Origin of the sequence: Bacillus nakamurai (assembly GCF_001584325.1) — a bacterium.
In the GTDB taxonomy this organism is placed as follows: Bacteria; Bacillota; Bacilli; order Bacillales; family Bacillaceae; genus Bacillus; species Bacillus nakamurai.
Map to the genome: position 1 here is coordinate 17721 of NZ_LSAZ01000017.1, position 19199 is coordinate 36919.

Genomic DNA, 19199 nt, shown 5'->3' on the forward strand with positions numbered 1-19199 from the left:
AGCCCTTCCTATTGTTAAGATTCTGCCGCCTTTACATCCTCCTCGACGGGATGCTTGCGGAAATAATAAAGCAGCACATAAATGACTGCGGCGGCCAAAATGGCATAAACCACTGTAAACAGAATAAACAGCATGCCGATTGAGCCCGTTGTCGTCACAACATCTGATGTTTTCAGCAGGTGGTAAATGACCCACGGCTGCCTGCCCGTACAAGCAAATATCCACCCGAACTCAATTCCGATTAAACTAAGCGGACCGGCTGTTAAAAATAAAATCAGCAGCCATGTCGGAAAGCTGTCTTTTTTTAAGATCTTTCTCCAAACAATGCCGATGACAGAGTACAGAATCAGCACCATGCCGATTCCGACCATTCCGTTAAACAAAGTATGGATAAATAAAGGCGGCCATTCGTCTCGAGGGAATGCATTCAGTCCTTTGACGACGGTGTCAAAGCTGTTTGCCGCTAAAAAGCTTAAGGCCCACGGCACTTCTATCGCCCATTTCACCTTTTCTTCTTTTGCATCCGTAAAACCGCCGATCGCAAGCGGGGCATGTGATCTTGTTTCAAATAATCCTTCAGCGCCCGCAAGTTTTTCCGGCTGGTATTGGTAAAGGAGCTGGGCTGATTCGTGTCCGTTTAAGGAAGCGACAATGGAAAAAATGCCGCCGATCGTTAAAGCAAGCAGCAGCGCTTTCCGGTGAAAACGATAAACTTGTTCCTGCTTTCTCGTTCTCAGCATTTTATAGGCGGCTACTGACGCAACAATAAACGCGCCTGTCATAAAAGCGGTCAGAACGACATGGCCTGCGGTGGTAAAAAAGCTCGGATTAAAAAACGCAGCCCACGGTTCAACGTCCGTTATTTTGCCGTTCAAAATTTTAAATCCGGCCGGCGTTCCTTCAAAGGCGTGGACATTTGTAATTAGGACGGCAGACGCCGCGGCGCCGATTAACACAAAAATAACGGCGATGATTCGCATAGCCGGAGTCAGCCGGTCAGCGGCATATACATAAATGGACATAAACAGCGCCTCGATAAAAAACGCGTAGATTTCAATCTGAAACGGAAGTGACATGACTCTGCCGATGACTTCCATAAATCCCGGCCATAACAAGGCGAGCTGTGTTCCCGCAATCGTTCCGGTCGGAATCGCCACGCCCAGCAACACGGCCTGCGCCTTTGTCCATCTTTTCGCCATAATGGCATAGTGCGGATCTTTTGTTTTTTGGTAAATCAATTCAGCCATTAAAATCATAAGAGGCAAACCTACCCCTAAAGTCGCGAAAATAATATGAAAGCCCATGGTTGTCCCGAACAGGCTTCTGGCTAACACTAAATCATCCACGATCATAAACCGCCTTTCTGAATTACCGTTTTATGTAATGTGGTTATATTATTTGCCGAAGCTATTAGATTATTCTTCTTATTCCAGAATTGTGCAGGGTTTAGAAATCTGCGGATAGGGGCATATATGATTGACAAAGGCCTATCAAAGGTATAGAATAAAACGCAATTATTACGATTTGAGAAAGGGAGATCAACATGAAAAAAGACATCCATCCGGATAATCATCAAGTGATTTTTCAAGATGTAAATAGCGGCTACCGTTTTTTAAGCCGTTCAACAAGAACATCCGAGGAAACTGCCCAGTGGGAAGACGGGAACACATACCCGGTGATTAAAGTAGAGGTCAGCTCAGATACGCATCCATTTTATACGGGCCGGCAAAAATTCAACGAAAAAGGCGGAAGAGTGGAACAGTTTAACAAAAGATACAATATGGGAAAATGAGACAAGCCCCGGCGGTTTGTCTTTTTTTATTGAACGCCTGTTACTTTTTCATCAAGTCCCGGGCGTGACGAAAAGCCGTGCCCTATGTTATATTGGGTATAAAAAAGCAGAAGGGAAACACCAGGATGAGTCTTCTAAATGATATCTTACAATTTAATGAGCAGTTCATTGAAAAGAAAGATTATGAAAAATATCAAACCTCTAAATTCCCTGATAAAAAGATGGCGATTTTGTCCTGTATGGACACCCGTCTCGTAGAATTGCTGCCGCATGCGATGAACATGCGAAACGGTGATGTGAAAATTATTAAAAGTGCGGGCGCGCTCGTTTCCCACCCATTCGGGAGCATTATGCGGAGCCTTTTGGTCGCCGTTTATGAGTTAAACGCAGATGAAGTCTGCGTTATCGGCCACCATGATTGCGGAATGAGCAAAATTAACAGCGAGGATATGCTCGGTAAAATCGTTGAGCGGGGCATTCCGAAAGAGCGGATCGACATGCTGAAGCACTCAGGCGTCGACCTTGATCAGTGGCTGAAAAGCTTTGATTCTGTAGAAGCAAGCGTCACGGACAGTGTAAACGTCATTAAAAATCATCCGCTTTTCCCTGATAATGTTCCGGTGCACGGCCTTGTGATTGATCCTGAAACCGGAAAACTTGATCTCGTTATCGACGGCTATCAACACATGAACTAATTATTTCGTTTTTTTTCAGGTACGGGATCAACGCCGCCCGGATGAAGCGGGTGGCACTTCAAAATACGTTTCAGCGTCAGCCATCCTCCTTTTACCGCGCCGTGTGTCTTTATGGCTTCAATTCCGTATTGTGAACACGTCGGGTAAAAGCGGCATGACGGCGGCGTCAGAGGAGAAATGAATTTTTGGTATCCGCGAATTATGGCGATAAATAAGGTTTTCATCGTAAAGCCCCTTTCTGATGTTAGTATAGAAAAAAAAACTCAGATTGAAAAGCTTCTGCCATAATTCTGATCGGAAAACTGTGTTATAATAGGTGCATATTCTAAAAAAGGGAGTGCCATTATGCCTTCAGTAGAAAGTTTTGAGCTTGACCATGATGCGGTTGTGGCTCCGTATGTAAGACATTGCGGAGTGCATAAAGTCGGAACAGACGGCGTCGTGAATAAATTTGACATCCGTTTCTGCCAGCCGAATAAACAGGCGATGAAGCCGGATACGATTCATACGCTTGAGCACTTGCTTGCGTTTACGATTCGTACACATTCTGAGAAATACGATCACTTCGACATCATTGATATTTCACCAATGGGCTGCCAAACAGGCTATTATCTCGTTGTCAGCGGCGAACCGACAGCAGAAGAAATTGTTGATTTGCTTGATGCGACGCTGAAAGAAGCCATTGATATTACGGAAATTCCCGCAGCCAATGAAAAACAGTGCGGACAGGCGAAGCTTCATGATTTAGAAGGCGCTAAACGCCTGATGCGCTTCTGGCTTTCACAGGATAAAGAGGAATTGCTGAAAGTGTTCGGATAACAAAGTAAGCCTTTTTGCTTCAGTGCAAAAGGGCTTTTTTACATATTTCTAAAAAATGTCACAACTTTTGTGTAAGCGTTTGCTAAAATGGAAGCAAACAAGAAGGAGTGATTGGATGAAACGAGCGGTATTGGCAGGAATGTGCGGTATGGTATTTCTTTTATCTTCTTGCGGCGGCGGTTCGGATAAAACTGCCGCAACTGATGAGCCTAAAGCGCTGGAGGTCAAGCTTACGGGGCCAAAAACGGTGAAGCCGCATGAAAAAGCGGAATATCAGGCAGATGTTTTTTATGGGGACGAGCGCGTCACAGATGCGGACGAAGTCATGTTTGAAGTATGGAAAGAAGGAAAGAAAGGCAGCAGTAAAACAAGCAAGGCCAAGGAGGAAAACGGGGCGTATCATTTACGGACTGAATTCGAAGAAGAAGGCGTATACACGATTCAATCCCACGTTACGGCAAAAAAACAGCACAACATGCCGACTCTGAATGTGCGTGTCGGAAATGCTGAGCCTGCCGGTGATTCCTCCGGCCAAGAGAAACAGACGCACCATCATTAATGTTTGTCTTTCTGTGAGAAGCCGTTTGGCGCGTTTCGCGGCGGATCAATCGTATGCTTTACGTTATAGGCCTTTACGGTCGACCAGATGGATAACAACAGGACGGCAAGCACGATAACGATGCCGAAGCTTAAAAGAAGCAGCATAATATCCCTCCTTTTTAACAAATGATAACATATTTTCCAGTCAGATGATCAAGGGGCTGAAATTTTATGTTTTGGCGGACGATAAAAAGGGTATATCAATAGTAAACCATAAGGAGGAAGATAAGAATGTCAGAAAAATTATTGAATGCAGTCAATAAACAAGTCGCAAACTGGACGGTCATGTATGTGAAATTACATAATTTTCATTGGTATGTAAAAGGGAAGGACTTCTTCACACTGCACGAAAAATTTGAAGAGTTGTATAACGAATCCGCTACTTATATTGATGATCTGGCAGAACGCCTTTTAGCATTAAACGGCAAGCCGATCGGCACAATGACTGAATCGCTGAAGACGGCGTCCGTAAAAGAAGCGGAAGGCAATGAGAGCGCCGAGCAAATGGTGCAAAGCATATATGATGATTTCTCTGTTATCGCAGAGGAGCTGAAAAGCGGCATGGATCTTGCCGATGAGGTGGGAGACGAAACAACGGGGGATATGCTGCTTGCAATCCACCAGAATATTGAAAAGCATAACTGGATGTTAAAAGCGTATTTAGGATAACATGATGAAAGACCGGGGCTTTACGGCGTCCGGTCTTTTATCTGTCTGCCCGCGGGAGGTGTTGTCCATTTTTCTGAAATATACAGTCCGTTCCTCCTCCTTTTCATACAATAAGGTAAGTCCGTTTCTGTGAAAGGATGTTGGAACAAGTGGGCAAAGACTTTGGCATCTTTTCGTTTTTTGCAGTCGTCGTGTCAGCAGCGGGGTTTTTCTTCGGCGGTTTTCAATATTCGTTTCTCATTTTGTTATCGTTAATGGCAATTGAATATATCAGTACAAGCTTAAAGGATACCATTTTACATCAGTTGACCGCGAAAAAGCTTTTTGCTCGGCTGGTCAAAAAAATTGTGACCTTGGCATTAATCTCAGTTTGCCATTTTTTTGATCAGCTGCTGACTACTGAGGGTTCAATCCGTAATTTAGCCATCATGTTTTATATTTTATATGAATCGGTGCAAATTGTGATTACGGCAAGTTCGCTTGGTATTCCGGTTCCGCAAGTGCTTGTCGATCTTTTAGACGCCTTGAAAAATAAATTCAAGCGCAAACCGTAACATTTGCCGCGCTGGAGGCCATACTAGGGTATGATGGTTTTCCTCTGAATTTTTGATAAAGGGCTTCCGATCAAACGCAACTGTGGTATGATGTATGGAAGATACGAAGGAACGGATTAGAGGGATAAACATGTACGAGTTTAAAGACTACTATCAAAATACTGTTCAGCTCTCCTTTGAACACCAGCCTTTTTCAGACAGCCCGAAGCACGTGTGGGTCATTTGCCGCTACGGTGATAAGTGGCTCTTGACTGAGCATGAAGACCGGGGCTTTGAATTTCCGGGCGGAAAAGTGGAGCCGATGGAATGTGCCGAGGAAGCGGCGCTGCGTGAGGTAAAGGAAGAGACCGGCGCGGCGGTAAGACATCTTCAGTACGTCGGGCAGTATAAAGTGCTCGGCAAAGAAAAGGTCATCGTTAAAAATATATACTTTGCCGATATCGAAAAGCTTGAAAAACAAGCCGATTACTTTGAGACGAAAGGCCCGGTGTTATTCAGCGAACTTCCGGACAATCTCCCGCGAAATAAAAAATTCAGCTTTATTATGAAAGATTCAGTGCTTCCGATCAGTTTGAAAAAGCTGAAACGGGACGGTTTATTTGAATAATGAAAAACGAAGACCCGGCGTCACCGCGCGGGCCTTTTTTATATTCTGCCTTTCGTCCATTTTCTTTCTAACAGCTCTACCACCTGATACATTAGTGTCGCAAAAATCGCGATAATCAAAAGGCTTAAGAATACGAGTGTAAAATTAAAGACTTGGAATCCATAAATAATCATATAACCCAAACCTTTTTCGGAGACGAGAAACTCACCGACAATGACGCCGACCCATGATAAGCCGACATTCACCTTCAGCGTTGAAATAATCGCGGGGGAGCACGCCGGCAAAATCACCTCTTTAAAAATGACACATTTTTTTGCGCCGAATGTTTTCATCACCTTAATATAATTTTCATCCACTTCCTGAAATGCCGTAAACACGACGATTGTGGTGATAATGACACTGATTACGGCTCCCATGGCGACAATGCTCGTGAAACTAGGCCCGAGTGCGACGATCAGGATCGGTCCGAGCGCGACCTTCGGCATCGCGTTTAAAATGACGAGGTACGGATCTAAAATCCGGGCGAGCCGGTTTGACCACCATAAAAGAGCGGCGAGGCAGGTGCCGAGCAGCGTTCCGAGCAAAAAGCCGAGAACGGTTTCTCCTAAGGTGACGCCGATATGCGCAGCGAGTGATCCGTCCGTGATTTTTTGAACCAGAAGTTTCCAAACGGCAGAAGGCGAGCTGAAGATTAACGGATCAATCCAGCCTGCTTTGCTTGATATCTCCCATCCGGCAAAAAAGATGACAAAGATGGCCGCCTGATACACACGGATATGGCGTTTTTCTTTTTTATGTTTTTTCTTAAACTGCTGATGAAGCTGTTCAATATTCCCGCTGCTGTTTTTCAAGGGAATTCAGCTCCTTCCATATGGTTTGAAACAGCGGCTGGAAGGCCGGGTCTTGGCGTGCGTCAAACGGGTCTAATGCAGCTAATTCTTTAGGTACGTTGAATATTTGATGGATGGTGCCCGGCTGATTTGAAAATAAGTAGATGGTATCGCTCATCGCGATGGCTTCGCCGATATCATGAGTCACAAGGACAGCTGTTTTTTGAAAATCTTTTAACGTCCGGAACACAAGATTTTCAAGAGAGAGCTTCGTTTGGAAGTCAAGTGCGGAAAAGGGTTCATCAAGAAGTAAAAGGCTCGGATTCGACGCAAGGGTTCTGGTAAGGGCCGCCCGCTGCCGCATTCCGCCTGAAAGCTCTTTCGGATATTTCTTTTCGACGCCGATTAATCCAAGCTCAGGAAGGAGGCCGAGAACCTCTGCTCTTTTTTCTTCCGTTAATGTCTTGGAAATGCGTAACCCGAGCAGCACATTTTCCTCAATTGATTTCCAAGGAAATAAATAATCCTGCTGAAGCATATAGCCGATATGATGCTCTTTATGATTCGGCACACTCCCTTCAATCAGCACTTGGCCTTCTGCGGGAGGGATAAGACCGGCAATAATCGATAAGAGCGTTGTTTTTCCGCATCCGCTCGGCCCGAGAAAGGAGATGAAGTCTCCTTTTTCAATCTGGAAATGTATATCCTTTACGGCGGTTGTTTTTTCTTTCAGCGAGAAATAAGTATGAGTTACATGATCTACATGTAAAAAAGGCATAATGGTCCTCCTATTGTTCTGAGGTGACTTTTTTGGCGATTTTTGTGTTTACCAGCTTGCTGTACGGAATATGTTTAGGGAGCTCCCCGGCTTCATCCATAATCGATTGGAGCTGTTCCCACTCGTCTTCTTGCAAAACGGGGTCAGAAGAGAATGATTTTTGTTTCTTATAGCGGTTTATCGAAGTTTCAATAATGGAAGGATCAGTATCTGTAAAGTCTTTTTGAATCGTTTTTGCAATGTCTTTGGCTGAATGGCTTTCCACCCATTGCTGAGCCTTGTAAATAGCCCGCGTGAATTTTTCCGCTGTGTTTTCGTTGTTCTTTAAATAGCTTTCTTTTGCCATAAAGGTTGTGTAGGGCATTCGGCCGGAAGCTTCCCCGAAGGAGGCGACGATATGGCCGATGCCTTCTTTTTCAAACAGTGAGGCCGTCGGTTCAAACAGCTGCACATAATCGCCGGTTCCTGACGCGAATGCGTTTGATATATTGGCAAAGTCAATGTTTTGAATAAGATCAATGTCCTTTTGCGGATCGATATGATGTTTTTTCAGGGCGTATTCACCGGCCATTTGCGGCATGCCGCCTTTTCGCTGACCGAGAAATGTCTTTCCTTTTACATCGTCCCATTTGAATTGTTTCTCATCCTTTCTTGCAACGAGAAATGTCCCGTCTGTCTGTGTCAGCTGAGCAAAGTTAATGACAGGGTCCTTTGCTCCTTGCGCCTCTACATAAATTGATGTTTCAGAACCGACTAATGCGATGTCTGATCCATTTGACAGCAGTGATGTCATCGTTTTGTCGCCGCCCCATGTCGTATTGACGGTGACAAGAAGCCCTTCTTTTTTAAAGAAGCCCTTTGCTTTAGCGACATACAAAGGTGTATAAAAGATAGAATGTGTGACTTCTGCCACCTTTACCTTTGTCAGACTTTCTTCCTGCTTGCAGGCCGGGAGCAAAAGAAGAAGAAAGGCGCATATGACGCAGGCGCAGCCCGTTTTGAGCCATTTGTTCACGGTATAACCTCCTTGTGTTAAGCGTTAAAATAACCCTTTTTGCTTTACATATCGTATGATGGGTATAAAAAATGTGTGAGTGCCCATATTCAGGTTGGGAAAGAATAAAAAAACCGATAGTGACAAGGAGGCTTATTTGTTTTGCTAGTTGAGAAGAGAAGATTTCCGTCTCCCAGTCGGAACGTCCGCCTCTTTACGGTGTGTTATGTTTCTGAAGGATTAAAGGTGAAGGGGCTGCTGGCAGAGCCGGCTGTGCCTGGGGAGTATGACGGTTTTTTATATTTGCGAGGAGGCATTAAAAACGTCGGCATGGTTCGGCCGGGAAGAATCGTTCAATTCGCATCGCAAGGCTTTATCGTGTTTGCGCCTTTTTACAGAGGCAATCAGGGCGGTGAGGGCAATGAAGATTTTGCGGGAGAGGACAGGGAAGATGCATTTTCCGCTTTCCGCCTGCTTCAAGAGCATCCGAGCGTAAGGAAAGGCAGAGTCCATATTTTCGGCTTTTCCCGCGGCGGGATTATGGGGCTTTTGACTGCGATTGAAATGGGGCGCCAAGCGGCTTCGTTCGTCTCATGGGGCGGTGTCAGTGATATGGTGCTTACATATGAGGAGCGAAAAGACTTGCGGCGAATGATGAAGCGGGTCATTGGCGGCACGCCGAAAAAGGTGCCGGACGAATATAAACGCCGCTCACCGTTTGAAAAAGTAAACTGCGTCCATGCTCCCGTGCTGCTCATTCATGGAGAGAAGGACCAAAATGTATCAATTGAACACGCCCGCATGATAGAAGAGAAGCTAAAAGAGGCGGACAAGCAGGTGGAAACATGGTATTACAGCGGTTTTACGCATTATTTTCCTCCAAAAGAAAACAGGCGCATCGTCCGGCAGCTTACCAAGTGGATGAAATCAAGGTAAGACCAATGATTTATGGTATGATAAAGAAAAAGAGAACGAAAGGGGATTTTCATTTTGGGAATGCCTGTTGAATTTAATACAATGATTGTGACAAAAGGCAACGAAAAACGGATAGAGGAAAATATCTTCATCCTTGAAAAAGAGGGCTACCGCGTTTATCCTCTTGATATTCCGATGGACGTGCGTAAAACGAAAACAGGCGAGAAATCGGGTACGGGAGAAGTCCAAAAGCTCGAATGGGCGAACGGACGGACAAGCATTACATACAGGCTCACCTCGCTTTACACCACAAATTAATGAACAAAAGCCAAGGGCATTTACGCCCTTGGCTTTTGTTGTTAAACGAGAGGTCCGCCTGTTTTTGCAATTGAATCGGTATGTGAGAACTTTTTAAAGTTTTCCTTGAACTCATGAGCGAGGAATAGCGCTTTTTCATTGTAAGCTGTTTTATCGCTCCATGTGTTTTCAGGCTGAAGGACATGATCGGGCACGCCTGGGACATGAACAGGGCTGTGGAGACCGAAGATGCTGTCTGTCACCATGTCTGTCTGATCCAGTTTGCCTTCAATAGCCGCTTTTACCATCGCTCTCGTGTAGGACAGCTTCATACGCTCTCCCTCACCGTATCCCCCGCCGGTCCAGCCTGTGTTAACAAGGAAGACCTGAACGCCGTGCTCATCGATTTTCTTCCCGAGCATTTCGGCATATACGTGAGCCGGAAGCGGAAGAAACGGAGAACCGAAGCATGTTGAGAAAGTCGTTTGCGGAGATGTCACTCCGCGCTCGGTTCCGGCAAGCTTACTGGTGTACCCGCTTAAGAAATGGTACATCGCCTGTTCTTTCGTCAATTTGCTGATCGGAGGCAGCACACCGAACGCGTCCGCCGTTAAAAAGACGATGGCAGACGGGTGCCCGGCGATGCTTGGAGACACGATATTGCCGATCATTTCAATCGGATATGCCGCTCTTGTGTTTTCCGTGTAGAAGGAATTATCGTAATCCGCCTCATGCGTCTTATCGTCAATCACAACATTTTCAAGAACTGACCCGAAGCGGATCGCGTTGAAAATCTGCGGTTCCTTTTCTTCACTCAAGTTGATACATTTAGCGTAGCAGCCGCCCTCGATGTTAAACACGCCGGAGTGTGACCAGCCGTGCTCATCATCACCGATCAATTTGCGGTTTGCATCTGCTGAGAGTGTCGTTTTTCCGGTGCCGGAAAGTCCGAAGAACAGGGCGACATCGCCTTTTTCCCCGACGTTGGCTGAGCAGTGCATCGGCAGGATATCCTGTGCGGGCAGCAGGAAATTCATAATGGAGAATATCGATTTTTTCATTTCTCCGGCATATTCCGTTCCGCCGATTAAAATGACACGTTTTTCGAAAGAAACGATAATAAACGTCTCAGAATGTGTGCCGTCAGTTTCCGGGTCCGCTTTGAAATGCGGGGCGGAAAGTATGGTAAACGGCTGAACCCCGGTGTCTCTTTCGTCTGTCTCAGGTCTGATAAACAGCTGGCGTGCGAATAAATTATGCCATGCAAATTCATTTACGACCGTAATCGGCAGTCGGTATTTTTCATCAGCACCTGCGAATCCTTCAAATACAAACAGTTCATCCCGCTGTTTTAAATAGCTGACGACTTTTGAATACAGCCGTTCGAACGCTTCTTCAGAAATAGGCTGGTTCACCGGTCCCCAATCAATCTGATCTTCTGTGCTTTTTTCCCTGACGATAAATTTATCTTTAGGAGAACGGCCGGTGTATGCGCCGGTAGTCGCACGGACAGCACCCGTTGATGTTAATGTTCCTTCATTTCGGCTGATCACTTTTTCGGTAAGTCTTGGGGCGGATAAATTATGATGTACATTCGGACTTCCGAGTAACGCTTGTAAGTCTGCGGTTAAATCAACTAATTTCATAAAAACCTTCCTTTGCCGGTTTATTTGTGTTTCGCTGAATGTGAAATTAGTATAACACATATCTAAAAATAGTCTATACTATTTATTATTTTTTGTTTGTGTTTTTTCCATTGCTTTCCGAAATAAAGGCGCGTAATCGCTTTAATTCATATTGACACCTTAAACACTTTTACGATAAGATATTTCATTGAGCGGATACTCTTATCCCGAGCTGGCGGAGGGACAGGCCCGATGAAGCCCAGCAACCGGTTTCTCTGTTAAAAAGCATGTGGAAACACTGTGAGAAACCAAGGTGCTAACCTGATGCAAGGTTCAATATTTTCCTTGAGCGATAAGAGTGAAAGGCACACAAACCAAACCCTTTCCTCGAGTGGAAAAGGTTTTTTTATTTCATAAAATATGCCAATTAACATTCTCTGATATAGTATGACATTGTATTAAGAGGGAGCGAGTTCCGTATCATATGAGAAGATCTTGGGAAGGATCTTTTTTCAGGAGGAAAAAATTTATGAGTAAAAACCGTCGTTTATTTACATCTGAATCAGTTACTGAAGGGCATCCGGATAAAATCTGTGATCAAATTTCTGACAGCATTTTAGATGAAATTTTGAAAAATGACCCTAACGCGCGCGTAGCCTGCGAAACATCTGTAACGACAGGCTTAGTGCTGGTCAGCGGAGAGATTACAACATCAACATACGTTGACATTCCGAAAACGGTCCGTGAAACGATTAAAGAAATCGGCTATACACGCGCCAAATACGGATTTGATGCGGAAACTTGCGCTGTTTTAACGTCAATTGACGAACAGTCAGCAGATATCGCGATGGGAGTAGACCAAGCGCTTGAAGCACGTGAAGGCACAATGAGCGATGCTGAAATCGAAGCAATCGGAGCGGGAGACCAAGGCTTGATGTTCGGTTATGCATGTAATGAGACGAAAGAGCTTATGCCGCTTCCGATCTCACTGGCCCATAAATTGGCCCGCCGTTTAAGCGAAGTCCGCAAAGAAGACATCCTTCCGTACCTTCGCCCGGACGGTAAAACACAAGTAACAGTTGAATATGATGAAAACAACAAGCCGGTCCGCATCGATGCGATCGTTATTTCCACTCAGCACCACCCTGAAATCACGCTTGAGCAAATTCAGCGCAATCTGAAAGAGCATGTCATTAACCCGGTCGTTCCTGAGGAACTGATTGATGAAGAAACAAAATACTTCATTAACCCGACAGGACGCTTTGTTATCGGCGGACCTCAAGGTGACGCTGGGCTTACAGGGCGTAAGATCATCGTTGATACATACGGCGGCTATGCACGCCACGGCGGCGGCGCGTTCTCCGGTAAGGATGCGACGAAGGTAGACCGTTCTGCGGCATACGCAGCCAGATATGTAGCGAAAAACATTGTTGCCGCCGGCCTTGCGGATTCTTGCGAAGTGCAGCTTGCATACGCAATCGGCGTTGCGCAGCCTGTTTCCATTTCAATCAATACATTTGATACCGGAAAAGCTTCTGAAGAAAAGCTGATTGAAGTCGTGCGCAGCAACTTCGATCTGAGACCGGCCGGCATTATTAAAATGCTTGACCTGCGCCGCCCGATCTATAAGCAAACGGCTGCTTACGGCCACTTCGGACGTCATGACGTGGATCTTCCTTGGGAGCGTACTGACAAGGCGGAAACGCTTCGCAAAGAAGCGCTAGGAGAATAATTATATAGCCGCTTACTTAAGCGGCTTTCCCTTTTTGTAGATGCTGTCATGTTTATTTTTTTACATAACGTGAAACAAATGATTGAGCAAAGCGTCTATAAAAAGGGGGTCCAATTAGAAAATTACACTTATGGAGGCTATACTATGTGTGGATTTGTCGGTGTTTTTAATAAGCATCCATTAACTCAAACCGCAGATCAAGAAGAGCTAATCAAACAAATGAACCAAATGATCGTTCACCGCGGTCCTGACAGCGATGGGTATTATCATGATGAGCACGTCGGATTCGGCTTCAGACGGCTCAGTATTATTGATGTAGAAAATGGCGGACAGCCTTTATCATATGAAGATGAAAAATATTGGATCATTTTTAACGGCGAAATTTATAACTATATTGAATTGAGAGAAGAGCTCGAAGCGAAGGGCTACACTTTCAATACTGATTCCGATACCGAAGTTCTGCTTGCGACATACCGCCATTATAAAGAAGAAGCGGCTTCAAAGCTTCGCGGAATGTTTGCGTTTCTGATTTGGAACAAAGCTGACCAAGTCATGTACGGCGCGAGAGACCCGTTCGGAATCAAACCGCTGTACTATACAACGATCCAAGACAAGGTGTATTTTGCTTCTGAAAGAAAAAGTTTAATGGCCGCTCAGAACGGAATTGATCTTGATACAGCTTCTTTACAGCAATATATGTCTTTCCAATTCGTTCCTGAACCAGGCACGCTTGATGCTGAAGTGAAAAAAGTGGAGCCGGGCAGCCAGTTTACGATCCGTCCGGAAGGCGATATTGCGTTTAAAACGTATTTCAAAGCGAACTTCAAGCCTGTTCAGTCAGATGAAGATAAGCTTGTGAAGGAAGTCAGAGACGCGATTTTTGACTCTGTTAAAGTTCATATGAGAAGTGACGTTCCTGTCGGCTCGTTTCTTTCCGGCGGTATTGACTCTTCTTTTATCGTCTCTGTGGCGAAAGAATTTCACCCAAATCTTAAAACGTTTTCTGTCGGCTTTGAACAGCAGGGCTTCAGTGAAGTTGATGTAGCGAAGGAAACAGCCGCTGCGCTCGGTATCGAAAACATCAGCAAGGTCATTTCTCCTGAGGAGTATATGAACGAGCTTCCGAAAATCGTATGGCACTTTGATGATCCGCTTGCAGATCCCGCGGCGATTCCGTTGTATTTCGTTGCGAAAGAAGCGAAGAAGCATGTAACGGTTGCGTTATCCGGGGAGGGTGCTGACGAGTTATTCGGCGGTTATAACATTTACCGTGAGCCGCTGTCCCTTAAACCGTTTGAACGCATTCCGTCCGGCTTGAAAAAAATGCTTCTTCATGTGGCTGCTGTCATGCCTGAGGGAATGAGAGGAAAAAGCCTCTTAGTCCGCGGCTGTACACCGCTTGAAGATCGTTATATCGGCAACGCGAAAATTTTTGAAGAGCCTGTGAAGAAACAGCTGCTGAAACATTATAACCCGCAGCTTTCATACCGTGATGTGACGAAGCCGTACTTTACGGAAAGCAGCACATACAGTGATATTAATAAAATGCAGTATGTCGACATTCATACGTGGATGCGCGGCGATATTTTGTTAAAGGCTGATAAAATGACGATGGCGAATTCATTGGAATTGCGTGTGCCGTTCCTTGATAAAGTCGTGTTCGATGTGGCTTCTAAAATTCCTGATGAACTGAAAACGAAAAACGGCACGACGAAGTACCTCTTGCGTAAAGCCGCAGAAGGGGTAGTGCCTGACCATGTGCTTAACCGCAAAAAACTCGGCTTCCCTGTGCCGATCCGCCATTGGCTGAAAAATGAAATGAACGAATGGGTGCGTAATATCATTCGTGAAAGTGAAACGGACGCTTACATTGAAAAGGACTATGTTCTTCAGCTTCTTGAAGACCATTGTGCCGACAGAGCGGACAACAGCCGTAAAATCTGGACGGTGCTGATCTTTATGATCTGGCACAGCATTAATGTTGAAAAACGTCTCGTGCCCGAAGAGCTGAACCACCAGCCGAAAGAAGTCATTTTCGTTTAATAAAGAAGGCTTTCGATATTTGTCGAAAGCCTTTTTTCTATAGATTTCTAATCCGTCTATTCCGCTTTGATTTTGATAAAGTATTACACAATATTCAGAAAAGAGTTATAATAGGACTAATCGGGTGTCTGCCGGAAAGCGTTTTCTGGCTATTTCGTCTCGGTTTATGTTGTTCTCTGTCAAAATCAGGGGGGGAGAGTTATGCAAAACAAAGGAAAAACGCTGCATCGCGGATTAGAGGAGAGGCATATTTCACTCATGTCTCTAGGTGCCGCGATTGGAGTCGGCTTGTTTCTCGGATCAGCTTCTGCCATTAAGCTTGCCGGGCCGGGAATTTTAGCCGCTTACGCCTGCAGCGGGCTTATTATGTTTTTTATTATGCGGGCATTAGGGGAAATGGCGATTCAAAAGCCTGTAGCCGGATCTTTCAGCAGATATGCGCGGGATTATTTAGGCCCTCTCGCCGGGTTTTTAACGGGCTGGAACTATTGGTTTTTATGGGTCGTAACCTGTATGGCGGAAATTACGGCGGTAGGCATTTACATGGGCTACTGGTTCCCGGACGTACCGGCATGGATTTGGGCGCTTGCGGCGCTTGTCATTATGACGGCTGTCAACTTTTTGGCGGTTAAAGCATACGGTGAGCTTGAATTTTGGTTTGCGCTCATCAAGGTCGCTGCGATCCTCTCCATGATCGCGATCGGTTTAGTCATGATCGTGTTCGGGCTCGGTAACGGGGGCGTGGCGCTGGGCATCAGTAATTTGTGGAGTCACGGCGGCTTTTTCCCGAACGGGATAAAAGGGGTGCTGCTGTCGCTTCAAATGGTCATGTTTGCTTATCTCGGTATTGAATTAATCGGCGTAACAGCCGGTGAAGTCAAAAACCCGCAAAAATCACTGGCGAGGGCCATTGATACTGTCTTTTGGCGTATTCTCATTTTTTATGTCGGTGCTTTGTTTGTTATTATGTCTATTTACCCTTGGCAGGAAATCGGTTCAGCAGGAAGCCCCTTTGTTCTTACGTTTGAAAAAGTGGGAATCCCCGCAGCTGCCGGCATTATTAATTTTGTCGTATTGACAGCGGCGCTTTCTTCCTGCAACAGCGGGATTTTCAGCACGGGCCGCATGCTTTTTAACCTTGCGGAACAAAACGAAGCTCCCAAAGCCTACGGAACGGTCACAAAAGGCGGCGTGCCGGGAAAAGCGGTATTGGTTTCGGCAGGCGCATTATGCATCGGGGTTATTTTAAACTACGTGGTGCCGGCGAAAGTATTCACGTGGGTGACAAGCATTGCGACGTTCGGAGCGATTTGGACGTGGGCGATTATTTTGCTTTCTCAATTGAAATATCGTAAAAGTTTACAGCCGGAAGAGCGTAAAAAACTGAAATATAAAATGCCTTTATATCCTTTTTCCTCATACATCTCACTGGCATTTCTCGCTTTTGTGGTTGTGCTGATGGCTTATAACGCGGAGACAAGAGTCGCCGTGATTATCGGCCCTATCTGGTTTTGTATCCTATTAGCGGTGTACTACGGAAAAGGATTCCATAAAAGGAAACATGTGAGTCTGGAAACAGGGCAAACATTCGCCGAAAAAGCATAAAGAAAGAGCCCTGCTGAACGGGCTCTTTTTTCATAGGATCTCGGTGATCGGGGAAGAATAAAACAAATTCCTGAACATTTTGTTTCTGTTTTTTTTACAATCGTAAAAACGCAAATGGTTTTCGCTTAAATAATATTTTGAAAAATGGTACAGTAGTTAAACAAAGCTGATTTTTTATTTCTCTTGCAGTGTTTTATAGTATCGGCCTTTTTCAACATATTCCGTTCTGATTCTTTCCATGTCCTGTATGTCTTCTTCCGTCAGCCGGCGAATGACCTTTGCGGGCCGGCCGAACGCGAGACAGCCGGGCGGAATCGTTTTGCCCGGAGGAACGAGGCTTCCGGCGCCGATAAACGCGCCTTCTCCGATTTCAGCTCCATCAAGAATGACGGAGCCCATACCGATTAAAGCATTCTTTCTGATGATTGCGCTGTGCAGTGTAACCTGATGCCCGATTGTGGCGTCATCTTCTATAAGAAGCGCGCGGCCCGGACTTTGATGAAGGCAGCTTAAGTCTTGGATATTGACTCTTTTTCCGATTCTTGTCGGCGCCACATCTCCCCGAATGACTGCCGAGAACCAAATGCTCGATTGTTCTCCGATAACAACGTCGCCGGTGATGACGGCGTTATCCGCGATAAATGCTTCAGGGTGGATGTCCGGCGTGAATTGTTTATAAGGGTAGATAATCATTCTCATCCTTCTTTCTTAATAAATATCGTAAGAGGTGAACAGTATGTGGACTTGGAAAGCAGACAGTCCTGTCGGTACGATTGTCATTATCCACGGGGCAAGCGAATACCACGGACGGTATAAATGGTTAATTGAAATGTGGAGATCTTCCGGTTATAACGTTGTGATCGGCGATTTGCCCGGTCAGGGAACATCCACCCGCGCCAGGGGGCATATTCGCTCTTTCCAAGAATACATTGATGAAGTAGATATATGGATTGATCAAGCGAGAACGCTTGAGGCGCCCGTTTTTCTTTTGGGCCACAGCATGGGCGGGCTGATTGCGATAGAATGGTTTAAACAGCAGAGAAATCCCCGCATTACGGCACTTATTTTATCATCACCTTGTCTGGGGCTGCAAATTAAAGTGAATAAAGTGCTTGATTTCGCGTCAAAAGGACTGAATGTCCTCGCGCCCTCCCTCAGGGTGGATTCCGGATTATCTCCGGATATGGCGACTCGGAATGCGGAAATGGTTGAAGCGGATGTAAACGACTCTTTATATGTCACAAAGGTATCTGTAAGATGGTACAGAGAGCTTTTAAAAACCATTGACGCCGCTATGGTGCCGACCGATGCTTTTTTAAAGGTGCCGCTTCTTCTCATGCAGGGCGGCGATGATAAAATTGTCGATAAAATCAAGGTCCGCAAATGGTTTTCCGGCGTGGCTTCCCATAATAAATCTTACAGGGAGTGGGAAGGGCTTTATCATGAAATTTTTAATGAACCTGAAAGAGACGATGTTTTTAAGGCAGCAAAAGCCTTTACAGATCAGTATATTTGAATTCATTGGGGGTGCATGTGTTGACAGTACCGGAACATCCTTTTAATCTAATGGCAAAAGTGTATCGGGAGATTTTTCCGCTCGTCCATCAGGAGCTTAACATGTGGCGGGCAAAATCAGAAACCATTAAAAATACCGAGCTGCAGCAGCAGGCAGCCGCAAGTATCCGGGATAAATCGTTTCATTGTGAAGGCGGCGGCATTTTGGCCCTGCTGTCGGGTGAGCAAAAGCAGAAATGTGTGCAATTTATCATTGCGTACCAGACGATCAGTGACTACTTGGACAATCTGTGCGACCGGAGCACCTCGCTTGATCCTGAGGATTTTCGCATGCTTCATCTTTCAATGCGTGATGCACTGACAGTCGGCGCCGATGTGCAGCCGTACTATCAATACAGAGAGGAACAGGATGACGGCGGGTATCTGCATGAGCTGGTCAGAACATGCCAGCGCGTTCTCGGGTCAATTGAACATTACGACATCATTAAGCCCTATTTGCTTGAACTGTGCGGCTATTACTGCGACCTGCAGGTTCATAAGCATGTCGTGGAGCATGAACGTGTTCCGAGGCTTAAAAAGTGGTTTGAGCAGTATCAATCACAGCTGCCGGAAATGGAATGGTTTGAATTTTCCGCCTGTGCAGGATCAACGTTAGGCATTTTCTGTCTTGTCGCATATTCTTTCCAGCCTGATTTTGACGAACATACCGCTGAGAAAATCCGCAGCAGCTATTTTCCGTACATACAAGGGCTTCACATTTTGCTCGATTATTTAATTGACCAGGAAGAGGATTTGCTTGAAGGAGACCTGAACTTCTGTACGTATTACGAGTCACATGAAGAAATGATGCAGAGGCTGAAGCACTTTATAGAAAAAGCGGATGAGCATTTACAGGGCATCCCGCATGAAAATTTTCACCGGCTGATTAACAGGGGGCTGCTCGGCGTCTATTTATCAGATGATAAAGTCGCGAGTCAGAAAGAGATGGGCCGACTAGCCAGAAAGCTGATCAGAGCAAGCGGAAAAACGTCTTTTTTCTTTTATATCAACGGCAGAGCCTACCGCAAATTCCAGAAGATGGCTTGGACGAAAAGTTCGTAATCACTAAAACTGCGCTCTTCATTTGTGA

General features: G+C 45.5%; 22 protein-coding genes and 1 riboswitch. Of the genes, 14 read left to right on the plus strand and 8 right to left on the minus strand.

What is annotated here, in order from left to right; all coding sequences use genetic code 11:
- Window positions 1–14: 14 nt before the first annotated feature.
- Entirely contained in the window at window positions 15–1346 is a 1332-nt protein-coding gene (locus AXI59_RS09645) for a cytochrome ubiquinol oxidase subunit I (protein ID WP_061520104.1), read from the minus strand.
- Window positions 1347–1543: 197 nt separating this feature from the next.
- Between AXI59_RS09645 and AXI59_RS09650 the strand changes: the two genes are divergently transcribed.
- Window positions 1544–1792 (plus strand): type B 50S ribosomal protein L31, encoded by a 249-nt coding sequence (locus AXI59_RS09650; RefSeq protein ID WP_061520053.1) that lies wholly within the window; start codon window positions 1544–1546, stop codon window positions 1790–1792.
- A 125-nt stretch (window positions 1793–1917) separates the two neighbouring features.
- A complete protein-coding gene (locus AXI59_RS09655) occupies window positions 1918–2487 on the plus strand; it encodes a beta-class carbonic anhydrase (protein ID WP_061528048.1) in 570 nt (189 codons plus the stop codon).
- Here the strand turns inward: AXI59_RS09655 and yidD are convergent.
- Complete coding sequence (gene yidD / locus AXI59_RS09660; protein WP_061520055.1) at window positions 2484–2711, minus strand: membrane protein insertion efficiency factor YidD; 228 nt, start codon at window positions 2709–2711, stop codon at window positions 2484–2486. The two genes, AXI59_RS09655 and yidD, sit on opposite strands and share 4 nt — an antisense overlap.
- 121 nt (window positions 2712–2832) lie before the next feature.
- Between yidD and AXI59_RS09665 the strand changes: the two genes are divergently transcribed.
- Window positions 2833–3306 (plus strand): S-ribosylhomocysteine lyase, encoded by a 474-nt coding sequence (locus AXI59_RS09665; RefSeq protein ID WP_061520056.1) that lies wholly within the window; start codon window positions 2833–2835, stop codon window positions 3304–3306.
- A gap of 115 nt (window positions 3307–3421) precedes the next feature.
- Entirely contained in the window at window positions 3422–3865 is a 444-nt protein-coding gene (locus AXI59_RS09670; RefSeq protein WP_061520057.1) for a FixH family protein, read from the plus strand.
- Here the strand turns inward: AXI59_RS09670 and ytzI are convergent.
- Complete coding sequence (gene ytzI, locus AXI59_RS09675) at window positions 3862–4011, minus strand: YtzI protein (protein WP_061520058.1); 150 nt, start codon at window positions 4009–4011, stop codon at window positions 3862–3864. The two genes, AXI59_RS09670 and ytzI, sit on opposite strands and share 4 nt — an antisense overlap.
- A 126-nt stretch (window positions 4012–4137) precedes the next feature.
- Here ytzI and AXI59_RS09680 point away from each other — a divergent pair, with 126 nt between their 5' ends.
- The 3 genes from AXI59_RS09680 to ytkD all read left to right on the plus strand — a co-directional run bounded on the left by AXI59_RS09680 (window position 4138) and on the right by ytkD (window position 5736).
- Window positions 4138–4575, plus strand: coding sequence for a Dps family protein (locus AXI59_RS09680; protein WP_061520059.1), 438 nt, complete (start codon window positions 4138–4140; stop codon window positions 4573–4575).
- 149 nt (window positions 4576–4724) lie between these two features.
- Window positions 4725–5129, plus strand: coding sequence for a phage holin family protein (locus AXI59_RS09685; RefSeq protein ID WP_061520060.1), 405 nt, complete (start codon window positions 4725–4727; stop codon window positions 5127–5129).
- A gap of 130 nt (window positions 5130–5259) precedes the next feature.
- On the plus strand, window positions 5260–5736 hold the full coding sequence (ytkD, locus tag AXI59_RS09690; protein WP_061528049.1) for an RNA deprotection pyrophosphohydrolase: 477 nt from the start codon (window positions 5260–5262) through the stop codon (window positions 5734–5736).
- A gap of 38 nt (window positions 5737–5774) precedes the next feature.
- Here the strand turns inward: ytkD and AXI59_RS09695 are convergent, their stop codons facing one another.
- From AXI59_RS09695 to AXI59_RS09705, 3 genes are read right to left on the minus strand one after another with little or no spacing between them, the layout of a single operon-like run.
- On the minus strand, window positions 5775–6587 hold the full coding sequence (locus tag AXI59_RS09695) for an ABC transporter permease (protein WP_061520062.1): 813 nt from the start codon (window positions 6585–6587) through the stop codon (window positions 5775–5777).
- Window positions 6562–7344 carry an ABC transporter ATP-binding protein gene (locus AXI59_RS09700; protein ID WP_061528050.1) on the minus strand — a complete coding sequence of 261 codons (783 nt, stop codon included), beginning with the start codon at window positions 7342–7344 and terminating at the stop codon, window positions 6562–6564. Before AXI59_RS09700 ends, AXI59_RS09695 begins: the two co-directional genes overlap by 26 nt.
- A 10-nt stretch (window positions 7345–7354) precedes the next feature.
- Window positions 7355–8359: an ABC transporter substrate-binding protein gene (locus AXI59_RS09705; RefSeq protein ID WP_061520064.1), complete on the minus strand. Its 1005-nt coding sequence runs from the start codon at window positions 8357–8359 to the stop codon at window positions 7355–7357.
- 141 nt (window positions 8360–8500) lie between these two features.
- On the opposite strand from AXI59_RS09705, the gene AXI59_RS09710 reads away from it, so the two are divergent.
- Both AXI59_RS09710 and AXI59_RS09715 read left to right on the plus strand, forming a co-directional pair.
- A complete protein-coding gene (locus AXI59_RS09710) occupies window positions 8501–9274 on the plus strand; it encodes an alpha/beta hydrolase family protein (RefSeq protein WP_061520065.1) in 774 nt (257 codons plus the stop codon).
- Between the two features lie 54 nt (window positions 9275–9328).
- Window positions 9329–9571, plus strand: a complete 243-nt coding sequence (locus AXI59_RS09715; protein ID WP_061520066.1) for a DUF2584 domain-containing protein — start codon at window positions 9329–9331, stop codon at window positions 9569–9571.
- Window positions 9572–9612: 41 nt separating this feature from the next.
- On the opposite strand, the gene pckA is transcribed toward AXI59_RS09715, so the two are convergent.
- Window positions 9613–11196, minus strand: a complete 1584-nt coding sequence (gene pckA, locus AXI59_RS09720; protein ID WP_061520067.1) for a phosphoenolpyruvate carboxykinase (ATP) — start codon at window positions 11194–11196, stop codon at window positions 9613–9615.
- A gap of 198 nt (window positions 11197–11394) precedes the next feature.
- A riboswitch (SAM riboswitch) is annotated at window positions 11395–11534 on the plus strand.
- 170 nt (window positions 11535–11704) lie between these two features.
- Here pckA and metK point away from each other — a divergent pair.
- The 3 genes from metK (at window position 11705) to alaP (ending at window position 16555) form a co-directional block, all read left to right on the plus strand.
- Window positions 11705–12907 carry a methionine adenosyltransferase gene (metK, locus tag AXI59_RS09725; RefSeq protein WP_061520068.1) on the plus strand — a complete coding sequence of 401 codons (1203 nt, stop codon included), beginning with the start codon at window positions 11705–11707 and terminating at the stop codon, window positions 12905–12907.
- Window positions 12908–13051: 144 nt separating this feature from the next.
- A complete protein-coding gene (asnB, locus tag AXI59_RS09730) occupies window positions 13052–14950 on the plus strand; it encodes an asparagine synthase (glutamine-hydrolyzing) (RefSeq protein ID WP_061520069.1) in 1899 nt (632 codons plus the stop codon).
- 201 nt (window positions 14951–15151) lie between these two features.
- The gene (gene alaP, locus AXI59_RS09735) at window positions 15152–16555 is read left to right on the plus strand and encodes an alanine permease AlaP (protein ID WP_061528051.1); all 1404 of its coding nucleotides are present in this window, start codon (window positions 15152–15154) and stop codon (window positions 16553–16555) included.
- A 174-nt stretch (window positions 16556–16729) separates the two neighbouring features.
- On the opposite strand, the gene AXI59_RS09740 is transcribed toward alaP, so the two are convergent.
- Window positions 16730–17245 (minus strand): gamma carbonic anhydrase, encoded by a 516-nt coding sequence (locus AXI59_RS09740; protein ID WP_156476256.1) that lies wholly within the window; start codon window positions 17243–17245, stop codon window positions 16730–16732.
- 46 nt (window positions 17246–17291) lie between these two features.
- On the opposite strand from AXI59_RS09740, the gene AXI59_RS09745 reads away from it, so the two are divergent.
- Together AXI59_RS09745 and AXI59_RS09750 are read left to right on the plus strand one after the other, a co-directional pair.
- Window positions 17292–18071 carry an alpha/beta hydrolase gene (locus tag AXI59_RS09745; protein ID WP_061528052.1) on the plus strand — a complete coding sequence of 260 codons (780 nt, stop codon included), beginning with the start codon at window positions 17292–17294 and terminating at the stop codon, window positions 18069–18071.
- Window positions 18072–18091: 20 nt separating this feature from the next.
- Window positions 18092–19171 carry a tetraprenyl-beta-curcumene synthase family protein gene (locus tag AXI59_RS09750; RefSeq protein WP_061520073.1) on the plus strand — a complete coding sequence of 360 codons (1080 nt, stop codon included), beginning with the start codon at window positions 18092–18094 and terminating at the stop codon, window positions 19169–19171.
- Window positions 19172–19199: the final 28 nt, after the last annotated feature.

Excerpts from the sequence above, each read along its gene's own strand:
- yidD (WP_061520055.1), bottom strand. The coding sequence starts at position 2,711 with ATGAAAACCTTATTTATCGCCATAATTCGCGGATACCAAAAATTCATT.
- AXI59_RS09670 (WP_061520057.1), top strand. The coding sequence starts at position 3,422 with ATGAAACGAGCGGTATTGGCAGGAATGTGCGGTATGGTATTTCTTTTA.
- AXI59_RS09745 (WP_061528052.1), top strand. The coding sequence starts at position 17,292 with ATGTGGACTTGGAAAGCAGACAGTCCTGTCGGTACGATTGTCATTATC.
- metK (WP_061520068.1), top strand. The coding sequence starts at position 11,705 with ATGAGTAAAAACCGTCGTTTATTTACATCTGAATCAGTTACTGAAGGG.
- AXI59_RS09655 (WP_061528048.1), top strand. The coding sequence starts at position 1,918 with ATGAGTCTTCTAAATGATATCTTACAATTTAATGAGCAGTTCATTGAA.
- asnB (WP_061520069.1), top strand. The coding sequence starts at position 13,052 with ATGTGTGGATTTGTCGGTGTTTTTAATAAGCATCCATTAACTCAAACC.
- AXI59_RS09650 (WP_061520053.1), top strand. The coding sequence starts at position 1,544 with ATGAAAAAAGACATCCATCCGGATAATCATCAAGTGATTTTTCAAGAT.
- AXI59_RS09700 (WP_061528050.1), bottom strand. The coding sequence starts at position 7,344 with ATGCCTTTTTTACATGTAGATCATGTAACTCATACTTATTTCTCGCTG.
- ytzI (WP_061520058.1), bottom strand. The coding sequence starts at position 4,011 with ATGCTGCTTCTTTTAAGCTTCGGCATCGTTATCGTGCTTGCCGTCCTG.
- alaP (WP_061528051.1), top strand. The coding sequence starts at position 15,152 with ATGCAAAACAAAGGAAAAACGCTGCATCGCGGATTAGAGGAGAGGCAT.
- ytkD (WP_061528049.1), top strand. The coding sequence starts at position 5,260 with ATGTACGAGTTTAAAGACTACTATCAAAATACTGTTCAGCTCTCCTTT.
- pckA (WP_061520067.1), bottom strand. The coding sequence starts at position 11,196 with ATGAAATTAGTTGATTTAACCGCAGACTTACAAGCGTTACTCGGAAGT.
- AXI59_RS09665 (WP_061520056.1), top strand. The coding sequence starts at position 2,833 with ATGCCTTCAGTAGAAAGTTTTGAGCTTGACCATGATGCGGTTGTGGCT.
- AXI59_RS09680 (WP_061520059.1), top strand. The coding sequence starts at position 4,138 with ATGTCAGAAAAATTATTGAATGCAGTCAATAAACAAGTCGCAAACTGG.